Source organism: Pseudoalteromonas sp. S408 (genome assembly GCF_005886645.1).
Lineage (GTDB): Bacteria > Pseudomonadota > Gammaproteobacteria > Enterobacterales > Alteromonadaceae > Pseudoalteromonas.
In genome coordinates, this window is sequence record NZ_PNDY01000022.1 from 94202 (window position 1) to 116331 (window position 22130).

24 protein-coding genes are annotated in these 22130 nt (G+C 40.1%); 15 read left to right on the top strand and 9 right to left on the bottom strand.

All coding sequences use genetic code 11. The features are described from left to right. Positions 1-80: 80 nt before the first annotated feature. The 3 genes from CWB62_RS15680 (at position 81) to CWB62_RS15690 (ending at position 3192) form a co-directional block, all read left to right on the top strand. Positions 81-524 carry a Z-ring associated ZapG family protein gene (locus tag CWB62_RS15680; RefSeq protein WP_138529564.1) on the top strand — a complete coding sequence of 148 codons (444 nt, stop codon included), beginning with the start codon at positions 81-83 and terminating at the stop codon, positions 522-524. Positions 525-655: 131 nt separating this feature from the next. After that, positions 656-2008 (top strand): DegQ family serine endoprotease, encoded by a 1353-nt coding sequence (locus CWB62_RS15685; protein WP_058403241.1) that lies wholly within the window; start codon positions 656-658, stop codon positions 2006-2008. A 101-nt stretch (positions 2009-2109) separates the two neighbouring features. Further along, complete coding sequence (locus CWB62_RS15690; protein WP_058403242.1) at positions 2110-3192, top strand: trypsin-like peptidase domain-containing protein; 1083 nt, start codon at positions 2110-2112, stop codon at positions 3190-3192. A 43-nt stretch (positions 3193-3235) separates the two neighbouring features. On the opposite strand, the gene murA is transcribed toward CWB62_RS15690, so the two are convergent. The 7 genes from murA to CWB62_RS15725 are packed head-to-tail and all read right to left on the bottom strand — an operon-like array spanning position 3236 to position 7901. Next, positions 3236-4495, bottom strand: coding sequence for a UDP-N-acetylglucosamine 1-carboxyvinyltransferase (murA, locus tag CWB62_RS15695; protein ID WP_058403243.1), 1260 nt, complete (start codon positions 4493-4495; stop codon positions 3236-3238). Positions 4496-4508: 13 nt separating this feature from the next. After that, positions 4509-4766 carry a BolA family protein gene (locus CWB62_RS15700; protein ID WP_006792109.1) on the bottom strand — a complete coding sequence of 86 codons (258 nt, stop codon included), beginning with the start codon at positions 4764-4766 and terminating at the stop codon, positions 4509-4511. A 5-nt stretch (positions 4767-4771) separates the two neighbouring features. Further along, the gene (locus CWB62_RS15705; RefSeq protein ID WP_058403244.1) at positions 4772-5065 is read right to left on the bottom strand and encodes an STAS domain-containing protein; all 294 of its coding nucleotides are present in this window, start codon (positions 5063-5065) and stop codon (positions 4772-4774) included. After that, on the bottom strand, positions 5058-5738 hold the full coding sequence (locus CWB62_RS15710; RefSeq protein ID WP_138529562.1) for an MlaC/ttg2D family ABC transporter substrate-binding protein: 681 nt from the start codon (positions 5736-5738) through the stop codon (positions 5058-5060). The genes CWB62_RS15705 and CWB62_RS15710 overlap by 8 nt, the downstream gene beginning before the upstream one ends. Positions 5739-5743: 5 nt before the next feature. Continuing rightward, on the bottom strand, positions 5744-6292 hold the full coding sequence (gene mlaD, locus CWB62_RS15715) for an outer membrane lipid asymmetry maintenance protein MlaD (RefSeq protein ID WP_006792106.1): 549 nt from the start codon (positions 6290-6292) through the stop codon (positions 5744-5746). 14 nt (positions 6293-6306) lie between these two features. Beyond that, positions 6307-7086 (bottom strand): lipid asymmetry maintenance ABC transporter permease subunit MlaE, encoded by a 780-nt coding sequence (gene mlaE, locus CWB62_RS15720; RefSeq protein ID WP_006792105.1) that lies wholly within the window; start codon positions 7084-7086, stop codon positions 6307-6309. Beyond that, complete coding sequence (locus tag CWB62_RS15725) at positions 7086-7901, bottom strand: ATP-binding cassette domain-containing protein (RefSeq protein WP_138529638.1); 816 nt, start codon at positions 7899-7901, stop codon at positions 7086-7088. Before CWB62_RS15725 ends, mlaE begins: the two co-directional genes overlap by 1 nt. A 374-nt stretch (positions 7902-8275) precedes the next feature. Between CWB62_RS15725 and CWB62_RS15730 the strand changes: the two genes are divergently transcribed. From CWB62_RS15730 to mgtE, 12 genes are all read left to right on the top strand, one after another. Next, the gene (locus CWB62_RS15730; RefSeq protein WP_058403246.1) at positions 8276-9244 is read left to right on the top strand and encodes a calcium/sodium antiporter; all 969 of its coding nucleotides are present in this window, start codon (positions 8276-8278) and stop codon (positions 9242-9244) included. Between the two features lie 3 nt (positions 9245-9247). Continuing rightward, complete coding sequence (locus tag CWB62_RS15735; protein ID WP_138529560.1) at positions 9248-10219, top strand: KpsF/GutQ family sugar-phosphate isomerase; 972 nt, start codon at positions 9248-9250, stop codon at positions 10217-10219. After that, positions 10220-10771, top strand: a complete 552-nt coding sequence (kdsC, locus tag CWB62_RS15740) for a 3-deoxy-manno-octulosonate-8-phosphatase KdsC (RefSeq protein WP_058403248.1) — start codon at positions 10220-10222, stop codon at positions 10769-10771. It begins immediately after the preceding gene. Then, positions 10768-11322, top strand: a complete 555-nt coding sequence (gene lptC / locus CWB62_RS15745) for an LPS export ABC transporter periplasmic protein LptC (protein ID WP_058403249.1) — start codon at positions 10768-10770, stop codon at positions 11320-11322. Before kdsC ends, lptC begins: the two co-directional genes overlap by 4 nt. Beyond that, a complete protein-coding gene (lptA, locus tag CWB62_RS15750; RefSeq protein ID WP_058403250.1) occupies positions 11312-11848 on the top strand; it encodes a lipopolysaccharide transport periplasmic protein LptA in 537 nt (178 codons plus the stop codon). The genes lptC and lptA overlap by 11 nt, the downstream gene beginning before the upstream one ends. After that, positions 11845-12570, top strand: coding sequence for an LPS export ABC transporter ATP-binding protein (gene lptB, locus CWB62_RS15755; RefSeq protein WP_138529558.1), 726 nt, complete (start codon positions 11845-11847; stop codon positions 12568-12570). The genes lptA and lptB overlap by 4 nt, the downstream gene beginning before the upstream one ends. A 69-nt stretch (positions 12571-12639) precedes the next feature. Next, positions 12640-14139, top strand: coding sequence for an RNA polymerase factor sigma-54 (locus CWB62_RS15760; protein WP_138529556.1), 1500 nt, complete (start codon positions 12640-12642; stop codon positions 14137-14139). Positions 14140-14165: 26 nt separating this feature from the next. Then, on the top strand, positions 14166-14453 hold the full coding sequence (hpf, locus tag CWB62_RS15765) for a ribosome hibernation promoting factor (protein ID WP_006792096.1): 288 nt from the start codon (positions 14166-14168) through the stop codon (positions 14451-14453). Positions 14454-14457: 4 nt separating this feature from the next. Beyond that, positions 14458-14910, top strand: coding sequence for a PTS IIA-like nitrogen regulatory protein PtsN (gene ptsN, locus CWB62_RS15770; protein ID WP_058551044.1), 453 nt, complete (start codon positions 14458-14460; stop codon positions 14908-14910). Positions 14911-14929: 19 nt separating this feature from the next. After that, complete coding sequence (rapZ, locus tag CWB62_RS15775) at positions 14930-15775, top strand: RNase adapter RapZ (RefSeq protein ID WP_058403253.1); 846 nt, start codon at positions 14930-14932, stop codon at positions 15773-15775. Between the two features lie 43 nt (positions 15776-15818). Beyond that, on the top strand, positions 15819-16091 hold the full coding sequence (locus CWB62_RS15780) for an HPr family phosphocarrier protein (protein WP_058403254.1): 273 nt from the start codon (positions 15819-15821) through the stop codon (positions 16089-16091). A gap of 109 nt (positions 16092-16200) precedes the next feature. Further along, complete coding sequence (gene mgtE, locus CWB62_RS15785; protein ID WP_058403255.1) at positions 16201-17559, top strand: magnesium transporter; 1359 nt, start codon at positions 16201-16203, stop codon at positions 17557-17559. A gap of 68 nt (positions 17560-17627) precedes the next feature. On the opposite strand, the gene CWB62_RS15790 is transcribed toward mgtE, so the two are convergent. Continuing rightward, positions 17628-19814 carry a YgiQ family radical SAM protein gene (locus CWB62_RS15790; RefSeq protein ID WP_058403256.1) on the bottom strand — a complete coding sequence of 729 codons (2187 nt, stop codon included), beginning with the start codon at positions 19812-19814 and terminating at the stop codon, positions 17628-17630. A 107-nt stretch (positions 19815-19921) separates the two neighbouring features. Beyond that, entirely contained in the window at positions 19922-22117 is a 2196-nt protein-coding gene (locus tag CWB62_RS15795; RefSeq protein ID WP_138529554.1) for a bifunctional diguanylate cyclase/phosphodiesterase, read from the bottom strand. Positions 22118-22130: the final 13 nt, after the last annotated feature.

Below are 22130 nucleotides of genomic sequence, written 5' to 3' on the forward strand. Positions count from 1 at the left end.
ATAACTCGGGGTATATTACACTTAATATGATTTATAAATGAATCAGCATTCTTTCGTTATTTTCCCAAAGGGGTAGTTTTATGGGCACAGTGATATGGGTAGGTTTAATTGTTATTGTAGCGGTAATAGCATTTTTTATTGGTGCATTTGTTACTAAAAAACAGTTCAAACAAGATGAATTAAAAGAGCAAGCGGAACAAGCGCAAAATACACTTGAGCAATATCGCCAAGACGTAGCTGACCATTTAGCCAGTACCAGCAAGCTTGTAAATAAAATGAAAGATAACTACAACCAGCTTCTTAGCCACGTTGAAGAAACAAATCAATTACTTTTAGAAGATAGAAATAAAGAACCTGCTGCTCCATACTTCTCAAAAGAAACAACAGAGCAATTACAAGCATCTTTAAAAGAACGCCGTTCTGATCGCTCTTCAGCAGAGGCGCAACCTGCAGACTTTGTGTCGGGTGAGTCTGGTTTATTTGCTGGTGAAAATAAAGTACAGGAACGTTCTAAAGCATCTTGATGAACTTTTTTTTGACCCCATAGTCTTTAGATATAACAGCTTTGTTGTTTTATCTTACTAACAAACTAAAAAAGGCTGCTTATGCAGCCTTTTTTAATTTTTGTTTTTCCTAAGTGGAGTAAACCCTGACTATGAAAATGAAATTATCACTTATCAGTGCTGCTATTTTATCTACAAGCTTATTAATGAGCCCGGTAGCGTCTTATGCAAAGTTACCAATAGCAGTTAACGGGCAACAACTACCTACTCTTGCACCTATGCTTGAGAAAATCTCCCCGGGTGTTGTGAGTATTCAGGTATCAGGCTCTAAAGAAGTTCGCCGCCGCGCAGACCCGCTTGAGTTCTTTTTTGGCCAGCAACAACCTCGCAGCCAAAAGCGCCAATTTAGTGGTTTGGGTTCAGGTGTGATTATCGATGCGGATGAAGGTTATGTGGTTACTAATAATCACGTGATCCAAGATGCAGAAAAAATGATCGTTACACTCGAAGATGGCCGTGAATTTGAAGCCACTAAAATTGGTACAGATAAAGAGTCTGACATTGCACTACTGCAAATAGAGGCTGATGACCTGACAGAAATCAAACTCGCTAACTCAGACCAATTACGAGTCGGTGACTTTGCGGTTGCTATCGGCAACCCGTTTGGCTTAAGCCACACTGTAACCTCAGGTATTGTCAGTGCGCTTGGACGCAGTGGTTTGAACATTGAAGGTTACGAAGATTTTATTCAAACCGACGCCGCAATTAACCAAGGTAACTCAGGCGGTGCTTTAGTGAATTTAAATGGCGAGCTGATTGGCATTAACACCGCAATCTTAGGTGCATCGGGTGGTAATGTTGGAATTGGTTTTGCTATTCCATCTAATATGATGAAAAACTTGGTTGATCAAATTATTGAGCATGGTGAAGTTCGTCGTGGCTCTTTAGGCATATCCGGTCGCCCACTTGATGCCGGGTTAGCTAAAGCACAACAACTTGATGTAAAACAGGGTGCTTATGTAATGCAGGTAATGGATGATACCGCTGCAAGTAAAGCAGGCATAAAAGCCGGGGATGTAATTGTAAGCATTAACGGTAGCGATATAAGCGGCTTCCATGAACTACGCAGCAAAATTGCCACATTAGGGGAAGGACGAGAAATCAAGCTAAGTATTTACCGTGATGGTAAAATAAAAACGCTTAAAGTCACACTTGATGGCGCATCTGGTATTAAGGCGGTTGGTGAAGAATTACATCCTGCATTTCAAGGCGCTGAGTTAGAGAATGTTCAAAAGAATAATGCTAAGGGCATTGAGATTACCTCTGTCGACCCTCGCTCTCCTTCTGCGCGTGTAGGCCTAGAAGAAGGCGACATGATAGTACAAGTGAACCGCCAACGAGTTGAGACTATTCGCGATATGAATAAAATCATCGAAAACACCAAAGGCAATATTGTATTAGGCGTTAAGCGTGGACGCGAGTCTATATTTATTCTAATTCAGTAATTAATCGCGGTATATGTGTAATAAAAATAACAGTGGCACTTGCCGCTGTTATTTTTTTTGTGCCATCATAAAGGGATTGCTCCTTTAATAATAAGAAACTTGTGCTGAAATTCATTAAATTTGTTCTCCCCCCTCTATTTGCAGGCCTCAGTATTGCTTTTTTGGTGGTGTTTTTCAGCCCAAATATGAGAGCAGCATTGCTGCCTAATGTTCCTATACCCAGTGCAATGAGCGCTAACCATTTAAGCTTTTCTGATGCAGTTAAACGCGCAGCGCCGTCTGTCGTCACTATTTTTTCTGAAAGTATTTCCAAAGAGCCCCGCTATAAAAGAAAAAACACCGTTCAGGAGCTAGGCTCAGGCGTAATTATGTCGCAAGATGGTTACATTCTAACTAATTATCATGTTGTTAATAACGCTGATGTGATTATGGTGATTTTGACTGACGGCCGACGTTTTTTTGATGTTCAGCTTATTGGTTTTGATACAATTACTGATTTAGCACTGCTAAAAATAAATGCAGAACACCTTCCTGTTATCCCTGTAAACGATGACTACACGACAAGTGTGGGTGATGTTGTACTCGCTATTGGCAACCCACTTAATCTAGGGCAAACAATCACACAAGGGATTGTTAGTGCCACAGGTAAACAAAAAATTACCGATAGTCCGTTTAATAACCTACTCCAAATGGATGCCGCAATTAACGTAGGAAACTCCGGTGGCGCACTTGTTAATTCAAATGGTGATTTAGTAGGTATTACTTCGGCGCAATTTAAGACTCGCGAAAACTTAAATATTCAAGGTATATTTTTTGCTGTCCCATACACCCTAGCCAAGGAGGTCATGGCTAAGCTAATTCGCCATGGCCGTGTAGTCCGTGGTTACTTAGGATTTGAAGGCACTGCAGTAGACAGTACAGGCAAAGAAGTAAATGATAACTTAACCCCTGTAAGCGGTATGCGTATTACAAATTTAGATCCATTAGGGCCGGCGTGGCAAGCGGGAATTGAAGAACAAGATATTATAATAAAAATTGCTGGGCTTTCAGTGGCTAATCCGCAAAAGGTACTCGAAAAAATTGGCAATACTGAACCAGGTAAAAAAATAGAATTTGAATTGTATAGAGATGGGAAAATCGAAAAAATAATGGTTACTGTGGCTGAGCTTGAAACCAAACTCTAAATAAAGAAGGGTCGGTGTTTACACCGACCTGCACTTAAACGTATTAGTTTGTTTTACGTTTTATGTTCGCGCCGAGCGCGCTGAGTTTATCCTCAATACGCTGATACCCTCTATCAACATGATAAATACGGTCAACAACGGTTTCACCTTGGGCAACAATACCGGTAAGGATTAAGCTGGCTGATGCACGTAAATCAGTCGCCATAACTTGAGCACCCGACAAACTTTTAGTCTCACCACATATCGCTGTATTACCCTCTAAGCGGATGTTTGCGCCCATGCGCTGTAACTCAGGCACATGCATGAAACGGTTCTCAAAAATGGTTTCTGTAATCGTCGCACTGCCGTTAGCCACTACATTAAGTGCGGTAAACTGAGCTTGCATATCGGTTGGGAACCCTGGGTGTGGCGCAGTTTTAACATTCACCGCTTTAAGCTCACGACCACGCATATCTAGATAAATAGAATCGTCTTTTACTTCAAGTAAGGCATTTGTAGCGCGAAGTTTTTCAATAACAGGTTCTAGTGAATGGAAGTCTGTATTTTTACACAATACTTCACCACCAGCCATTGCGGCAGCAACTAAAAAAGTCCCTGTTTCAATACGATCCGGTAAAATTTTATGTTCACAACCCGCTAGGCGCTCTACACCTTCAATCTCAATACGACTTGTTCCAGCACCCGTAATCTTAGCGCCCATTGCAATTAAGCAGTTAGCTAAGTCGGTAATTTCAGGCTCGCGTGCTGCGTTTTCAAGTACTGTTTTACCATCGGCTAATGCTGCTGCCATCAACAAGTTCTCGGTTGCGCCTACACTGACCATCTCCATAAAGATTTCAGCGCCTTTTAAACGACCATCCACTTTTGCATTAATGTAGCCATTTTCAACGCTAATTTGCGCACCTAAACGTTCCATACCTTGAATATGAATATCAACAGGACGTGCACCAATAGCACAGCCGCCAGGCAATGAAACTTGCGCTTCACCAAAGCGAGCAACTAAAGGCCCTAATGCTAATACAGACGCGCGCATCTGTTTCACTAAATCGTATGGAGCCAAGGTTTTATCAACGGTTGCACCGTCAATTATAAGTGTATCACCCTGCCAATTTACATCTGCACCTAATGTTTTTAGTAAAGCTTCGGTAGTAACAATATCGCGTAAGCGCGGCACATTAGTAAATGTACTTTTACCATCGGCCAAAAGTGAGGCAAATAAAATAGGCAGTGCTGCGTTTTTAGCACCTGAGATAGTCACCTCACCAGCAAGTGAAGTGCCACCTTGAATAACAAATTGATCCATTAGGGGGCCCTATTTATTGCGGTAAGATAAATTTTTGTTCGCGTTTCCACTCAGTCGGTGTAAAAGCACGAATAGAAACTGCGTGAATAGTACCGTCTGAAATAGTATTCATTAATGGGCCATATACTAGCTGTTGCTTTTTAACTCGGCTTAAACCGTCGAAGCACTCACCCACGGCAACAACTTCATAATGGCTTCCATTGGCTTTTACATGAACTTCTGCTAATTGAAGTTCTTCGCGTAATAATGTTTCGACTTGGCTAGTTTCCATAACTCTCACTCAAATAGGGTTGTAACTTGACCCAATTGCATTAAATTTTGCAATTGCTCAGGTGGATTTTGCAATTCAAGGCGAATACCTTGTTGCTTTAATTCTGCAAAAGAGTGAATTAACCAAGCTAAGCCGGCTGTGTCAACCCTTGACACCCCACTTAGGTCAAAATAGATGGTTTTATGCTTAGTTTGTAGCTGCTTGTTCAGAAGTTGTTCATCGCCAATTGAATTTCGAGAGAGCTCGCCGCTCACTCGAAACTGTTGCTCGTCAATTTGGCTTATGGCCAATTTAGTCATTCGAGCTGTTACCTCTAAATTGAACTGGAAGCTGACTTTTTTGCTCTAAAAGATCACTTACCTTGTCGATACCTTGTTGACGTAAAATACCTTGCAGTTCACTTTGCTTGGCATCTAACAAGCTTATGCCTTCAGCAATCATGTCGTATGCACGCCACTGCCCACTGCGATCTTCACGAACTTTAAAATCAATGCGGATATCTGGCTTACCATCTTCAATTATTTTTGTTTTTACTACAACTACATCCTGACCTTTAAATGGTTGTGGTGTACCAAATTCAACTTGTTGATTAGTATATTGGGTAAATACACCAGCGTAGGTCGCAACTAAATACTCTCTAAACACGCCAATAAAGCGCTGAATATCTTTAATTGCTTGTGCCTTTTCAGCATCATCAGTAATTGCGCGTACTTTAGATACTTCACTTCCTAGTACACGAAGTGCTGCGTATTTATAATCAATATAGGGCATCAACTCTTCTTCAACGATAACGCGAAGGTACTCTTGATCTTTAACAATCAATTGTTGATCTTTTTTTATACGGTCAAATGTGTATTCCGATACTTTTCGTACCATTTTATTTGGATCGTCTAATTTTACTTCTGCAGCACTCACCGTTTGCACTAGGCTCAATGCGCTAAGTGTTATAATAGTTAAATACTTTTTCAACATAATAATTACTCACTACCTTGATTGAATAGAAACTGCCCAATTAATTCTTCTAATACAATGGCAGACTTAGTATCAATAATTGAATCTCCATTGCCTAGCGCTTTACTTTCTACGCCAAATAAATCATCAATTGCTGTATCTTGTTCATTGTTAGTTACTGTTTCACCTAAACAGCGCTGTTCCGCTGAACTAGAAGCAATAACAGGGTTTATACCTAAGTATTGCTCGCCTAAAATACCCGATGTAAGTATTGATATAGAGCTTGTATCTGAAAAACGACATAGGTATTGCGCATCAATGGTCATATCAACCACAGGTAAAAACTCCTTTGGATGAACATAAATCGACTCAACTCGACCAATTACCACACCACCCACTTTTATAGGGGCACGTGCTTTTAATGAGCCAATATTTTCAAATTTTGCATTAAGTGAATAGGTTTCGCCTGAGCCACTAATACCCGCATTCGCTACTTTAAGCGCTAACATAGCAAAAGCTAAAATGCCAAGCGCTACAAAAAAGCCAACTAAAATTTCTAATTTCCGTGAATTCATTATTTATACCCTAATTAGCTAGTAAACATTACCGCTGTCAAAATAAAGTCGAAACCTAAAACGGCCAATGACGAATGTACAACTGTTTCGGTGGTTGCTTTGCTGATCCCTTCCGATGTTGGAACACAGTCATAGCCTTTGTAAAGTGCAATCCAAGTTACAACTATTGCAAATACAAAACTTTTAATTATGCCGTTTAGCACATCAGCCTGAAACGACACTTGCGATTGCATAATTGACCAAAAACTACCAGTATCTACACCTAACCAATCAACCCCAACTAAATGAGCACCTATAATTGCAACGGCAGAAAATATAATTGCAAGTAAAGGCATGCTAATAAAGCCAGCCCAAAAGCGGGGTGCAATAATACGTTTAAGTGGATCAATTGCCATCATCTCTAACGATGAGAGTTGCTCGGTGGCTTTCATTAAGCCTATTTCTGCGGTAAGTGCACTACCAGCACGCCCCGCAAATAATAGTGCAGTAACTACGGGGCCTAACTCGCGTAATAAACTCAGCGCAACAAGCGGCCCTAAGCTATCTTCAGCGCCATACCCTACTAATACGGTGTAGCCTTGCAGTGCGAGTACCATACCGATAAACAAGCCAGAAACCATGATAATTAGTAGTGATTGCGAGCCCACCATATAAAGCTGGCGGACAAGCAGCGGTGTGCCTTTTTTAAAATTAGGAACATGCGCAAGTGCACTAAACAACATATAAGCTGAGCGGCCAAGGGCAGCAAAGCGCCCAAGCGTTTTATGCCCTAACTTTTGAAACAGATCCAACATTAGGCTTTTTCTCCAAGCAGCTCATCTGCATAGGCTTGCGCGGGAAAATGAAATGGAACAGGGCCATCCGACAAACCTTTTAAAAATTGCTGAACTAGCTCAGACTCATGATTGCGCATTTCATCTGGTGTACCTGAGCCTATTACGCCCTGATCGGCAATAATAATAACGTGATCGGCAATACTCATGACTTCAGTCACATCATGGGTCACAATTAAAGACGACAAACCCAATACTTGATTGAGCGATTTAATTAACTTTACAAGCACGCCCATTGAAATAGGATCTTGGCCAGCAAACGGTTCGTCATACATAATAAGCTCTGGATCGAGCGCTATTGCGCGCGCAAGAGCTGCACGCCTTGCCATACCGCCAGATAACGCTGAGGGCATTAAATCTTTAGCACCACGCAAACCCACAGCCTGCAGCTTCATTAGCACAACTAATCGAATAAGGTCTTCACTTAGTTTTGTGTGCTCGCGAATCGGAAAAGCAATATTGTCAAACACAGACATGTCAGTAAACAAAGCACCACTTTGAAATAGCATGCTCATTTTTGTACGCGCTTCGTATAATTCTGAGCGCGTCATGGAAGGAATACTGCCACCTTCAAATAAAATATCACCCGAGTCAGGTTTTAATTGACCACCAATTAAACGCAACATCGTAGTTTTACCAATGCCGCTTGGTCCCATAATCGCAGTGATTTTGCCTTTAGGCACACTAAAGCTCATATTTTTATATATGACCCTATCGCCTCTGGAAAAGCTAACATCCTTGACTTCTACTATTGATTGCGACAAGTCGCTCTCCATAAAAATGTTCACTAGTGCCCCTATTTTAAATCTTTTTGATCCAATATGGAAAAAACAATTCGTAAGATTTTGTAATGTACGTGCAAAACACACATTAAGACTCACTTATATTCACTTAACCAACACTTAAAATAGGACCTGTAACCCTGTCGAAATCAAATTTAAAGTAAACTGTTTAGTATGTAGGTAAGGCTGAGCTATTGAAGAGTGATTACTTCCTATAAATTGATACTTAAAGGCTGCCAGCTCCTACTAATTAATTTTTAGTAAAATGAATTAGTCTACGTAGTTGACCTTACTCTTTTATTTATACTTTCATCGTGGCATTTGTTACTATTCGCGCCATTCCTATTTTGAACAACTGGCTTAATACAATGGTTACCTCGTTTGTTATTTTGATTCTTGGTTTTGCAGCCCTAGTTTGGAGTGCTGACAGGTTTGTTTATGGTGCTGCGGCACTGGCTAAAAACTTTGGTGTACCAACCTTAATTGTTGGTTTAACCGTTGTAGCCATGGGCTCATCAGCACCTGAAATGATGGTGTCGGCCTCTGCCGCATTAGCAGAAAAAACCGACACCGCGGTAGGTAACGCAATTGGCTCAAATATCACAAATATTTTGCTGGTGTTAGGTATTACCGCTTTATTTAGGCCTCTTAGCGTTTCTTCAAGCACATTAAAACGTGAAATCCCGTTAGTGCTTATTATATCGCTGGCTACCTGGTATATATTTTCAGATAACTACTTTTCGTTCACCGAGGGCGTTGCGTTATTAATTGGTTTTGTTGTATTTATTGGCGGGCTAATTATTGTCTCGCTGCGTGCTAAAAATCAAACAGACCCATTTGTATCAGAAGCATGTGACGAAGTACCAAACGACGTACCAACTAACAAGGCCATACTTTGGTTGGTTATTGGTATGGTTTTACTCCCTATTAGCGCACATTTTTTAATTGATTCAGCGGTGGATATTGCTAAATACTTTGGCTTAAGCGATTTAGTGATTGGCTTAACAATTATTGCAATAGGAACTAGCCTGCCTGAGCTTGCTGCCTCGATTGCGGGCGTACTTAAAAATGAAGATGATTTAGCGCTGGGTAATATTGTTGGCTCTAATATTTTTAATATTCTTGCAGTATTGCCTTTTGCAGGCATTATTAACCCTTCAGTTATTGACCCGTCGGTTGCTAACCGCGACATACTAATAATGATTGGTGCCACTGTTGCGCTTATTATCATGTCATTGAACTTTAGGGGTGCTCAACGCATCAATAGAGTAGAAGGCGGCTTATTATTAATCGCGTTTTTGGGCTACCAAGGGTATATTTTTAGTCAAGTAGGGTAAGTAATGGCAACGCTAAATTTTATTGAACAAGGCTTACGTGTATTAGATATAGAGCGCCAAGCTTTGAGTGATATTACACAATATGTGGATGAAAATTTTCATCAAGCATGTCAATTAATATATGATTGCCAAGGCCGAACTATCGTTATAGGTATGGGAAAATCAGGTCATATTGGTAATAAAATAGCAGCAACATTAGCAAGTACTGGCAGTCCTGCTTTTTTTGTACATCCGGGTGAGGCCAGTCATGGCGATCTGGGGATGATCACTAAAAATGATGTGGTTATGCTCATTTCTAACTCTGGTGAAACAAGCGAAGTACTCAATATAATTCCTGTTTTAAAACGCCTTGGCGCCAAAATGATAGCCATGACAGGCAACGCCAGCTCAACGATGGCCACGCTTGCAAACGTACATATTTGCATAAAAGTACAAAAAGAAGCCTGTTCGTTAGGCTTAGCTCCAACCGCAAGCACAACAGCAACACTTGCAATGGGTGATGCCATGGCGGTTGCACTTTTAGAAGCCCGCGGTTTTACAGCTGATGACTTTGCACTATCTCACCCCGGCGGTAGTTTAGGTAAACGTTTGCTGCTGACCTTAAAAGATGTCATGCATAGCGGTAAAAACACACCTATTATTAATGTTACTCAAACTATAAAAGATGCGCTAATTGAAATGTCAGCCAAAGGGTTAGGTATGACGGCCATAGTTGATTCTCAGCAGCAACTTGTAGGGCTATTTACTGACGGTGATTTACGCCGTATTTTAGAACAACGAATTGATATACATACAACACAAATAGATGTTGTGATGACTAAGTCCTGCACCACTGCAACACAAGATATTTTGGCCGCTGAAGCGTTAAATATTATGGAACAAAAACGTATAAATGGCTTAATAATTGTTGATGAGCAAAATCACCCTATTGGTGCATTAAATATGCAAGACTTATTAAAAGCAGGAGTACTATAAATGCAATTTGAAGAGCTCTACCAACCTCTAAGCGAAGACGCAAAAGCCCGTGCTAAAAAAATAAAGCTGCTTATTTGTGATATCGATGGTGTGTTTTCTGATGGTCGTATTTATCTGGGTAACCAAGGTGAAGAGCTCAAAGCGTTTAATACAAAAGATGGCTTTGGCATTAAAGCGCTAATTAACAGCGGCTTTGACGTTGCGGTTATTACCGGACGACACTCAAAAATAGTACAACAGCGTATGACAAGCCTAACAGTACAACACATTTACCAAGGTCAAGAAAACAAACTCCTCGCTTATGAGGAGCTAAAAACAAAGCTTAACTTATGTGATGAGCAAATTGCCTACATTGGCGATGACGGCCCCGACATGCCGGTAATGGAGTTAGTAGGGTTTGCTGTTGCAGTAAACGACGCACATCCGCTGATAAAACGTTTAGCGCATTACACCACACAAATGCTTGGTGGATTTGGTGCAGTGAGAGAGCTTACCGACCTGCTAATGCTTGAAAACAACAAACCCTTGACCACCAAAGGTACGAGTTCATGAATGCAGCGCGCATCATATTAAGCGTTTTATTCATCAGCTGTATGGTTTGGCTTTGGTACCCTTATTTCACACAAGTAAGTTTACCGCAGCAAACCGAAGCAGACATTATTGCAAAGCCCGATTACACTGCCATAGAGCTAAAACAAACAGCGTATGACGAGAATGGGAAAATTAGCCATAAAGTAACGGCAGCGCGAATGGAGTTATATCAAGAATTAGGATTTACCTTTTTTGATAAACCCATTTTTACTCTTTATAACGATAAACAAACGTGGCGAATTAACGCTAACGAAGCAACACTATACGAAGGCAGACAATTAATACTAGAAGGTAACGTTGTTGCTAGTAATTTAACTGATAACGCAATGATAGATAAAATAAATGCTGATAATATTCAGGTAGATATAAAATTACTAACGATGCAATCAGAACAACCTGTCATTGTTACAGGACCCAATTTAAAGATCACCGGTAAAGGCCTCGAAGCCGATTTAAAAACCGAAGTGATAAAACTAATTAACCATACGCGAACTATTTATTATGACCAATAAACTATTAACACTCTTTATTATTCCAACATTTATACTTGCACTCGGTGCAAATGCTGCTGAACCAACGGCGCCACTTGCTGCAAATCAAATTTCGATTAGTGCAGATAAGCAAGAAGGTCAACTAAAAGAAAATGTAGGTATATTCGAAAAAAACGTTGAAATTATTCACGGCGACAGAAAAATTACTGCTGACCGCCTAGAAGTGCATAAACGCGATGAATTGGGTGATAACAAGCAACTGTTAATTGCCACAGGTACACCCGCTTATTTTGAAGAAAAACAAGCCGACGGCACAATAATGAGCGCCAGCGCTAATGAAGTTAGATACGATGTTTCTAAACGTTTTTTAACATTAATTGGAGATGCACAGGTCTCTCAAGCTGGGCAAAAAATGAATGCAAAAAGTATTACCTACGATATTGAGCAACAACTCATTAGCGCCGAAAAAGATGAAAGCTCAACTGACCGCGTGCACACCATTTTAGTACCTGTGGAGCCAAAAAAAAGCGATAAAGGTCAGCCATGAGTACATTAAAAGCAGAGCTATTAGCCAAAAGCTACAAAGGCCGAGAAGTCGTTAAAAATGTAGGCTTAGAAGTTAAAGCCGGTAGCATAGTGGGTTTACTTGGTCCAAACGGTGCGGGTAAAACCACCACGTTTTATATGATTGTAGGCTTAGTCCCTAGCGATAAAGGTAAAATATCTATCGACGAGAACGATATTACTCTTTTACCTATGCACAGTCGTGCTAGATTAGGCATTGGCTACTTGCCGCAAGAGTCGTCTATATTCAGAAAGTTAACCGTATATCAAAACTTAATGGCTATTTTAGAAACTCGAAAGGAGCTCACTAAGCAAGCCAGAGAAGATACACTTAATAATCTATTGGATGAATTTAGCATTCAACACATTCGCGACAGTAAAGGTATGGCACTATCGGGCGGAGAGCGTCGCCGAGTAGAGATTGCACGTGCTTTAGCTGCAGATCCAAAGTTTATTTTATTAGACGAACCGTTTGCCGGCGTTGACCCTATTTCAGTGTTGGATATTAAAAAAATTATTGAACACCTTAAAAAGCGTGGTATTGGTGTATTAATAACAGACCATAATGTAAGAGAAACCCTTGATGTTTGCGAAAAAGCCTACATAGTTTCTCATGGGGAACTGATTGCTTCTGGTACCCCTGAACACGTATTAAACGATAAAACTGTACGCGATGTATATTTAGGCGAGCAATTTAGGCTGTAACATTTACGCCTTATTTGTATGCATCTGCTAGTATTAATTATAACAACTTAAAAGGATTGTTAGAGATACATGAGGCAATCACTACAGCTGCGCATGGGCCAGCAACTTACAATGACACCTCAGTTGCAACAAGCTATTCGCTTGCTGCAATTAAGCACATTGGATCTTCAGCAAGAAATACAAGAAGCGCTCGACAGCAACCCATTACTTGAGGTTGAGGAGCAAGACTATGCCGATGACCTTGCAGGCAAAAATGAGCAAAAAGCAGATAATGATGAAGTGACAGTAAGTGCATCTGCAGATGAAGTCCCCAGTGAGTATGAACAAGACAGTGGTGAAGCCCTAGCAAAAGATACCGTCAGTGACGACATGGCAATGGACGTTAGCTGGGATGAGTACATGAGTGCCGCCCCAGCATCGTCTTCAGGCCCCATGCCTGAAGATGAGTCTATTTATCAAGGTGCATCGACTGAAACGCTTCACGAATACTTAATGTGGCAATTACAACTAACGCCATTTAGCCCTACGGATGAAGCGATTGCTATTGCAATAGTTGAAGCCGTGGACGACTCAGGCATATTAACCCTCAGCTGTGAAGAAATTTTAGAGAGCTTTAATCAAGATAACGACGATGACGTTGAGGTTGAACTTGATGAAATTGAAGCAGTTTTAAAGCGTATTCAATTATTTGACCCTGTTGGTATTGCAGCACGAAGCTTACAAGAATGTTTGTGTATTCAGTTAAATCAATTTGATAAAGGCACCCCTTTTATTGACGAAACAAAAATGATTTTAACCGAGCACATAGATTTGTTAGCTGCTCGCGACTACCGTACATTAATGAAAAAAACGAAGCTCAAAGAAGATGAGCTTAAAGAAGTAATGACACTTATTCATACGCTTAACCCAAAGCCTGCAGACACAATAGTGCGAGAAGAGTCTGAATATGTAATACCAGATGTGTCAGTTAAGAAAATTAAAGGCCGCTGGGTTGTTGAACTAAACCCAGACAGCATGCCAAAAATTCGTGTAAACAGCCAATATGCTGCAATGTCGCGTACAGTTAAGTCGAGCGGTGATAGCCAGTTTATTCGCTCACATTTACAAGAAGCTAAATGGTTTATTAAAAGTTTAGAAAGCAGAAACGACACGCTTTTAAAAGTAACTAACTGTATCGTAAAACAACAACAAGGCTTTTTTGAACACGGTCCAGAAGCCATGAAACCTATGGTTTTAAATGATGTAGCCGAAATGGTAGAAATGCACGAATCGACAATTTCGCGCGTAACGACTCAAAAGTACATGCACACACCGCGTGGAATATTTGAGCTTAAATACTTTTTCTCAAGCCATGTAAGCACCGAAAATGGTGGAGAATGTTCATCCACAGCGATACGAGCACTTATCAAAAAACTAATCGCAGCAGAAAACTCAGCAAAACCATTGAGTGATAGCAAAATTGCGGATATATTGGCTGAGCAAGGAATTAAAGTAGCAAGACGTACAATCGCAAAATACCGCGAATCTCTTGCTATTCCACCGTCAAATCAGCGAAAGAGTCTGATCTAAGACGCTAAACAAAGAGGGTAATGCTTATGCAACTAAATTTAACTGGTCGTCATGTAGAACTAACTGATTCATTAAGAGACTATATAAATACCAAATTTGCGAAGCTAGAAAGGCACTCTGATCATATTAATAATGTTCATGTCATTCTTGATATAGAAAAATTAAATCAAAAAGCAGAAGCAACTATTCATGTAAGTGGCGCTGAATTATTCGCATCCACTGAACATCAAGATATGTATGCAGCGATTGATTCATTGATTGATAAGCTTGACCGTCAAGTAATTAAACACAAAGAGAAGCTTGCTCGACACTAATATGATGAAACTAAGTTCACTTATATGCCAGGACTGCAGCAAAGCTGCGGTCCTTTTTAATAGTAAAAAAAGAATTTTAGAGTTTATTAGCGAGCTTGCTCACGATAAATTACCGTATTTGTCTCAACAAGATATTTTGGGCGCTTTATTAACTCGCGAAAAGCTAGGTAGCACAGGAATAGGAAGAGGCATAGCTATTCCACATGGTCGAATGAGCGGCGCACAAGAACCTTTAGCATTAGTATTAGTAAGTGAAACACCGATTAACTTTGATGCTATAGACAATCGACCAGTTGATATTTTTGTTGCACTCATCGTACCTGATGGCGATAACCAGCAACACTTAAAGACGCTAGCGACGATAGCTGATAAACTAAAAAATAAAGAATTTTGCAAGCAGCTACGCTGTGCTAAATCGGACGCCGAGCTGTATCAAATTATTGTTGACCAATCGTAGTAAATTTAAAGGGTGATTAATGGAGTTGATTATCATAAGTGGCCGTTCTGGTTCTGGTAAGTCGGTTGCTTTACGCGTTGTTGAAGATCTAGGTTATTATTGCGTAGATAACATCCCTGTAAATTTATTACCTTCTTTGGTAAGAAGCGTTTCTGATAACTACGATAAAATCGCTGTAAGCATCGACGTGCGAAACTTGCCAAAAGAACAAGATGAATTTAATCATATTATTGAATATTTACCGGGTTTTACAAAACCAACACTATTTTATTTAGACAGTGAAGATCAAACATTAATTAAACGTTTCTCAGAAACAAGACGCTTGCACCCTCTATCAATCGATTCGCTTCCGCTAGATTTAGCTATAAAAAAAGAAAAAGAACTGCTTGATGTGCTAACTACTCGTGCCGATTACATGATAGATACAAGCGACTTGAGTGTTCATCAACTCGCTGAATCGATTCGTGAAAAAATATTAGGTAAAAAAGACAAGCAGCTGATTGTCACATTTGAATCATTTGGTTTTAAACATGGCATTCCTAAAGAAGCAGACTACGTATTTGATGCACGTTTTTTACCTAACCCACATTGGGAGCCTGAACTAAAACCACTCAATGGCTTAGACCAGCCAGTAAAAGATTATTTAGCTAGCCACAGCATAGTTCAAAAGTTCACATGGCAAATACAAACTTTTGTGCAAACCTGGTTGCCCCATTTAGAACGCAATAACCGTAGCTACTTAACGATTGCTATTGGTTGTACTGGCGGACAACATCGCTCTGTATATTTAGCGCAAACAATTGGTGAAAGCTTTGCAGTTACACACCCTAATGTAAAAATACGCCACAGAGAACAAGAAAAATAATTTATATAAACTAATAACCTGTTCAGCTTTGATAGAGTAATGTATGCGCATAGAAGACACTTTTTTAATACAAAATAAATTAGGGCTACATGCCAGAGCCGCGACAGTATTGGCTCAACTTGCTGTTAAATTTGATGCTTCAATCACTTTATTTCAAGATGACAAAGAAGCTGCTGGTGATAGTGTATTAGCACTGATGCTACTTGAAAGTAGCCAAGGTAAAGAAGTTAAAGTGGTATGTGAAGGACCTGATGCAAAACAAGCTTTAAATGCAGTTGGAGAGCTTATTTCGCAACGATTTAACGAGCAAGAGTAACGTTAATTTTTAACAATTAAATAAAATAACTATAATCAAAAATAACTGGCTAATAGTTCGTACTCTCCCACCCACTAAGTAACAGTTACAATATAAATAAAGGACGCCAATGCCCGAAGCTTTTGAACAAGACTACCCACTACAACAACTAAAACAAGTGACTAAGTCACTTAATAGTGGCCAGTTTGTTCAAGTTAGACGCATGCTCGCAAAAACCGCCCCATGTGATACTGCTTTATTATTAGAGTCGTCTCCTCATAAAATTCGTCGATTACTTTGGCAACTTGTTGACCCTGATGTTCAAGGTGACGTACTAGAAGAGTTATCAGAAGACGTACGTTTAGGCATCATAGCCCAAATGGAACCTGAGCATATTGCTGCCGCTACTGAAGATATGGGGCACGATGACTTAGGCGAAGTGTTACGTAGCTTGCCTGACACCGTTTATAAAGACGTTGTTAGCGCTATGGATATTCAAGACAGAGAGCGCGCAACACAGGCGTTGTCTTATCAAGAGCGTTCTGCTGGCGCGCTCATGAACACCGATACGGTAACTATTCGTCCAGACGTTACCATTGATGTAGTACTACGCTACATTCGACTTCGTGGAGAGTTACCTGAAGGCACAGATGATCTGTATGTAGTTGATAAACATAACTGCTTTATTGGTGCTTTATCGCTGAGTACATTACTGACTAATTCACCTGAAAAAATTGTTCGCGACTTAATGGATGAAGAGTGTGAGTCAATTCCAATATCTATGGATGAAAGTGAAGTTGCACAATTATTCGAACGCCATAATTGGATCTCTGCCCCTGTTGTTGATGATAATGATCAACTGCTAGGTCGTGTCACAATCGATGATATTGTCGACGTTATACGAGAAGACGCCGAGCATAGCTTACTGAGCTTGGCAGGTCTTGATGATGAAGAAGATACCTTTGCTCCCGTCCTAAAAAGCTCTAAAAAACGCTCAGTATGGTTAGGAGTTAACTTATTGACGGCGCTTGCAGCCGCCTTTGTAGCTAGTTTTTTTGAAAGCACACTCGATATTTTACCTATATTAGCAGTGCTTAATGGCATTGTACCTTCTATGGGTGGTGTTGCTGGTAGCCAGTCGCTTACGCTTGTTATTCGTGGTATTGCTGTCGGTCATATTAATCAAACTAACCAACGTTTTTTAATGATGAAAGAACTGGCCATAGGTGCGCTTAATGGTATTTTATGGTCATTATTAATAGCGGGTGTCATTGCACTATGGCAATGGGACTTTATGCTCGGCGGCGTGCTTGCTTTTGCTATGTTTATGAATTTAGTGGTAGCTGGCGTGGCTGGGGCGAGTATCCCTATTTTACTTAAAAAAATGAATATAGACCCCGCACTTGCAGGTAGTGTAGTGCTGACAACAGTGACCGATATTGTGGGTATTTTTGCCTTTTTAGGCACCGCTACCTGGCTATTAATATAATTATAAAACTGTCACAAAAAAACGCGCAGTTAGTGTATAGCTGCGCGTTTTTAGTTATTCAGTAAAAACTACCTGGCTTTTTGTCTATTTCCACCCACTTTAGGTTTTGTATTGGCCTTTTTAAATTGGCTAAATCCCGTATGACGTGTAAGCGCTGGGCGACCACTTTTGCGGCCTTTATTAACGGCTTTACCCGCTTTTTCATCGCGGCCTTCTTCTGGCACTAAACAATTTGGCCCTTTACCAATTAAATTAGCCTTACCCATTTTACGAAGTGCTTCACGTATCATTGGCCAACCTGATGTATCGTGATAGCGCAAAATAGCTTTGTGTAATCTACGCTGGCGAGCTCCTTTTGGCACAGGCACTATCTCACTATTATTTTTAATATTACGTAAAGAGTTCATCTCTGTATGATAAATAGTGGTTGCATTGGCCATAGGTGATGGATAAAAATTTTGCACTTGATCTAACTTAAAGTCATTTGATTTAAGCCATAAAGCCATATTAACCATATCTTCGTCTTTGGTTCCCGGGTGGGCAGAAATAAAGTACGGAATTAAATACTGCTTTTTACCTGCTTCTTTTGAGTACTTATCAAATAACTCTTTAAATTGGTCGTAAGCGCCCATGCCAGGTTTCATCATTTTGGATAATGGGCCGTCTTCAGTGTGCTCTGGTGCTATTTTTAAGTAACCACCTACATGATGCGTCACCAATTCTTTTACGTACCGAGGATCGCGTACAGCAAGGTCATAGCGAACACCCGAAGCGATTAATACTTTTTTAATCCCTTTCACATCACGCGCTTTTTTGTATAAATCGATAGTAGGTGTGTGATCAGTATCCATGTGCTTACAAATGTCAGGGTATACACATGATAAGCGTCGGCAAGTGCTTTCTGCTTTTTTACTTGTACAACGTAGTTTGTACATATTGGCCGTTGGCCCACCTAAGTCGGAAATAACGCCTGTAAAACCAGGCACTTTATCTCGGATCTGTTCAATTTCTTCAATAATTGATTCTTGCGAGCGACTTTGAATAATACGACCTTCGTGCTCTGTAATCGAACAGAATGAACATCCACCAAAACAGCCACGCATAATATTAACCGACGTTTTGATCATGTCGTAAGCGGGAATTTTAGCGTCGCCATAGCTTGGATGAGGAATTCGTTGGTAAGGTAACCCAAATACTGCATCCATTTCATGTGTTTCTAACGGGTAAGCCGGTGGGTTTACCCAAATAGAGCGATCTCCATGACGTTGAAACAACGCTCTTGCACAACCAGGGTTAGTTTCTTGGTGTAATATCCTTGAAGCATGGGCATATAAAGGTTTGTTAACACTTACTTGCTCGTAGGCTGGGAGCTTAACATACGTTTTTTCCCATGGCTTAGGACGCGCTGGTTGCACAGTAATGGGCTTTGCAGCTTCAGCCTTTAAATCAATACCGGCTTGTTTAAATTCAGATTTACTGCAGCCAACATCATCGGCTCCGTAAGGATTTGGAATGGGGTCTATTTTACCAATTTTATCAATTGCAGTTGAGTCACTGCCACGCCAGCCAGGTAGTGGCTCTTTGCGGATAACAGCGGTACCACGGATATCTTGAATTGTATCCATCGTTTCGCCACCGGCAATCCGGTGGGCAACTTCAACTAATGGGCGCTCAGCATTTCCGTAAATTAATATATCGGCTTTTGAATCAAACAAAATGCTACGGCGCACTTTTTCTTGCCAATAGTCATAATGAGCAATCCTACGAAGGCTTGCTTCAATACCACCAATAACGATAGGAATACCTTTATATGCTTCACGACATTTTTGAGAATAAATCATCACAGCACGGTCTGGTCGCTTGCCCCCTACGTTGTCAGGAGTATACGCATCGTCATGGCGCATACGCTTTTCAGCTGTGTAGCGGTTAATCATCGAATCCATGTTGCCGGCCGTTACACCAAAAAATAGGTTTGGTCTGCCAAGCTCCATAAATGCATCTTTTGTATCCCATTTAGGCTGAGCAATTATACCCACCCTAAACCCTTGCGCTTCAAGTACACGCCCAATTACGGCCATACCAAAACTTGGGTGATCAACATATGCATCGCCACTAATAATTATTATGTCGCAGCTATCCCAGCCAAGTGCATCCATTTCTTCGCGTGATGTGGGTAAAAATGGTGCGGTGCCATAACACTCAGCCCAATACTTTGGGTAAGAGAATAAGGCGCGCTTAGCTTTGAGTGTGCTCATAAATGTGACCGTCGAATAACAAAAGGCGCAAATTATACACCATAGCCTTGTTTATATATACAACATTACAGGGGATGAAATACCTATAACGTTAAGCCTATAATTATCTAGGTATTTTGTTTGCTAATGAACTCTAGTAACTTTTTTTCAGGCATAGGTTTTGCGTACATAAACCCTTGCACTTCATCACATCCTAAGTCTTTTAAAAACTTAGCCTGTTCCTGCGTTTCAACACCCTCTGCTATTGTTTTTAAACCTAACTTTGCACCTAACGATATTACTAGCCCTGCAACGGCACCGTTATCACCATTATCCAAATCTTTAATAAATGCCCTATCAATTTTTAATCTGTCTATAGGTAAGCTTTGAATGTAACTTAATGACGAAAACCCGGTACCAAAGTCATCAATAGCCACTTCAATACCAAGCGCCTTCAGCTCTCTTAAAGTATTAATAACCGTGTCTAATTCATCCATTACTACACTTTCAGTGACTTCAAGCTCAATGTTTTTTGGATTCACGCCGTATTTTAGTAAGGTATTTTTAACTGTTTGCGCATACCCTTTAACTTTAAATTGCGGAACCGACACGTTAACAGCAATACAAATTTCGGTTCCTTCATTTTCTAATCGCTTTTGCTGTTGGCAAGCTTGCTCCAGCACCCACTGCCCTATATCTACAATAAGCCCAGCATCTTCAGCTAATGGTATAAATACCGCAGGTGAAATATAGGTGCCATTTTCTAATGGCCAGCGTAAAAGGGCTTCACAACCAATTAAAGATAAATCATCAAACGCTAACTGCGGTTGGTACCACACTTCGAGCTTCCCTCTAGCAAAGTCATGGCGCAGCTGTCTAATTAATCCTAATCGCCACTCCATTTTTTCTTGCATATCAATACTGTAATAAACACCTTCTTTATGCTTTATTTTTTTAGCATGATTTAAAGCAATATAAGCCACTTTTAATGTTTCAATACCTGAGCCTTGAAAGTCTTGCTGTTGGCATAAGCCAATTCTAAAATCAATTGGCAACACATGTTCTGCAGCACTAAAGGATGGACTTAGTTTTTCGTTAAAATCGGCAATGTTAAATTCATTTTTTAATATTAAAAAACCAAATACATCCGCCCCTACTCGCGAGAGCAACTGCGCCGTTGGTGCAATTGTTCGTAGGCGCTCAACAATAGCAATAAGTAGCTTATTGCCTACATCTTGCCCTAAGCCGTCGTTTATATCTGAGAAGTTAATTACATCTAATAAAACAAATACATATTTATTTTCATGTACGTTTTGAAAATCATCTATGCGTTCAATAAAGTCCGTTCTATTTGAAATACCAGTGAGTAAGTCTTTGTAGGCTGCATCTCTTAATTTTACAAACAACCGAATATTATCAAGCGCAATACTGATATTAGTTAAAAATATTTCGGCAAACTGCAATTGAATATCTGTAGGCGCTCCACCACACTCAATATATAAAGCAGCTTTGCGGTGCTTACTTTTTAAAATAAAGGTGATGCTATTATCAGTATATTGATGGGTAAGCTGTTCAAAACTGGTTTCAACCTGAGGTAATGCAGTTTGGTTAACATTAACTAACTTTTCACCAAAATACTCTTCGTACTTTTCACATCCACCCAGGACCTGAATAAAATTTTCACCATCAAGCTTGGTGCAAATTAATCCGTTAGATTTACAACCTAAAATGACTCCCATAAATTCAATTGCTTTGTTGCACAATACTTTTATATCTGTTTGCCCCAAAATGTATTTAGATGCAGATAAAATAGTATTCATTGCTTGGGCTTGGTACTCAAGTAGGCAAATTTGTTCATAAGAACGAATAGCAGCAATAAGTGTTGTAACAAGTTTTGAACGTGTCAGCTCTGTTTTAGTTTTGTAATCATTTATGTCGTAATCACGAATAACTTTTTCTTCGGGGATGTTAGCGGCTTGGCCCGTACGTAAAATAATGCGAACGCGTTTGTTATTTAGGGAGTCTCTGACATGTTTAACCACCTGAAAGCCGGCATCGTCAGTTTCCATAATAACGTCTAAAAAAATAACGGATATATCATTAGGCTGGGTAAGTATATTTTTGGCCTCAGCGCCAGAGTATGCATGATGAAACCTAAGCCTAGCGCCGCCATATTCTAATCCAGATAATGCGAGTTTTGTAACCGTATGAATTTCTTCGTCGTCGTCTACAATTAAAATATCCCAATAACGAGATGGCTCAACAACTATTTCGTCGTCTTGCTGTTGGTCTAAAAATAGAAAATCATTTTGTTCAGACGACATATTTACCCTTTTC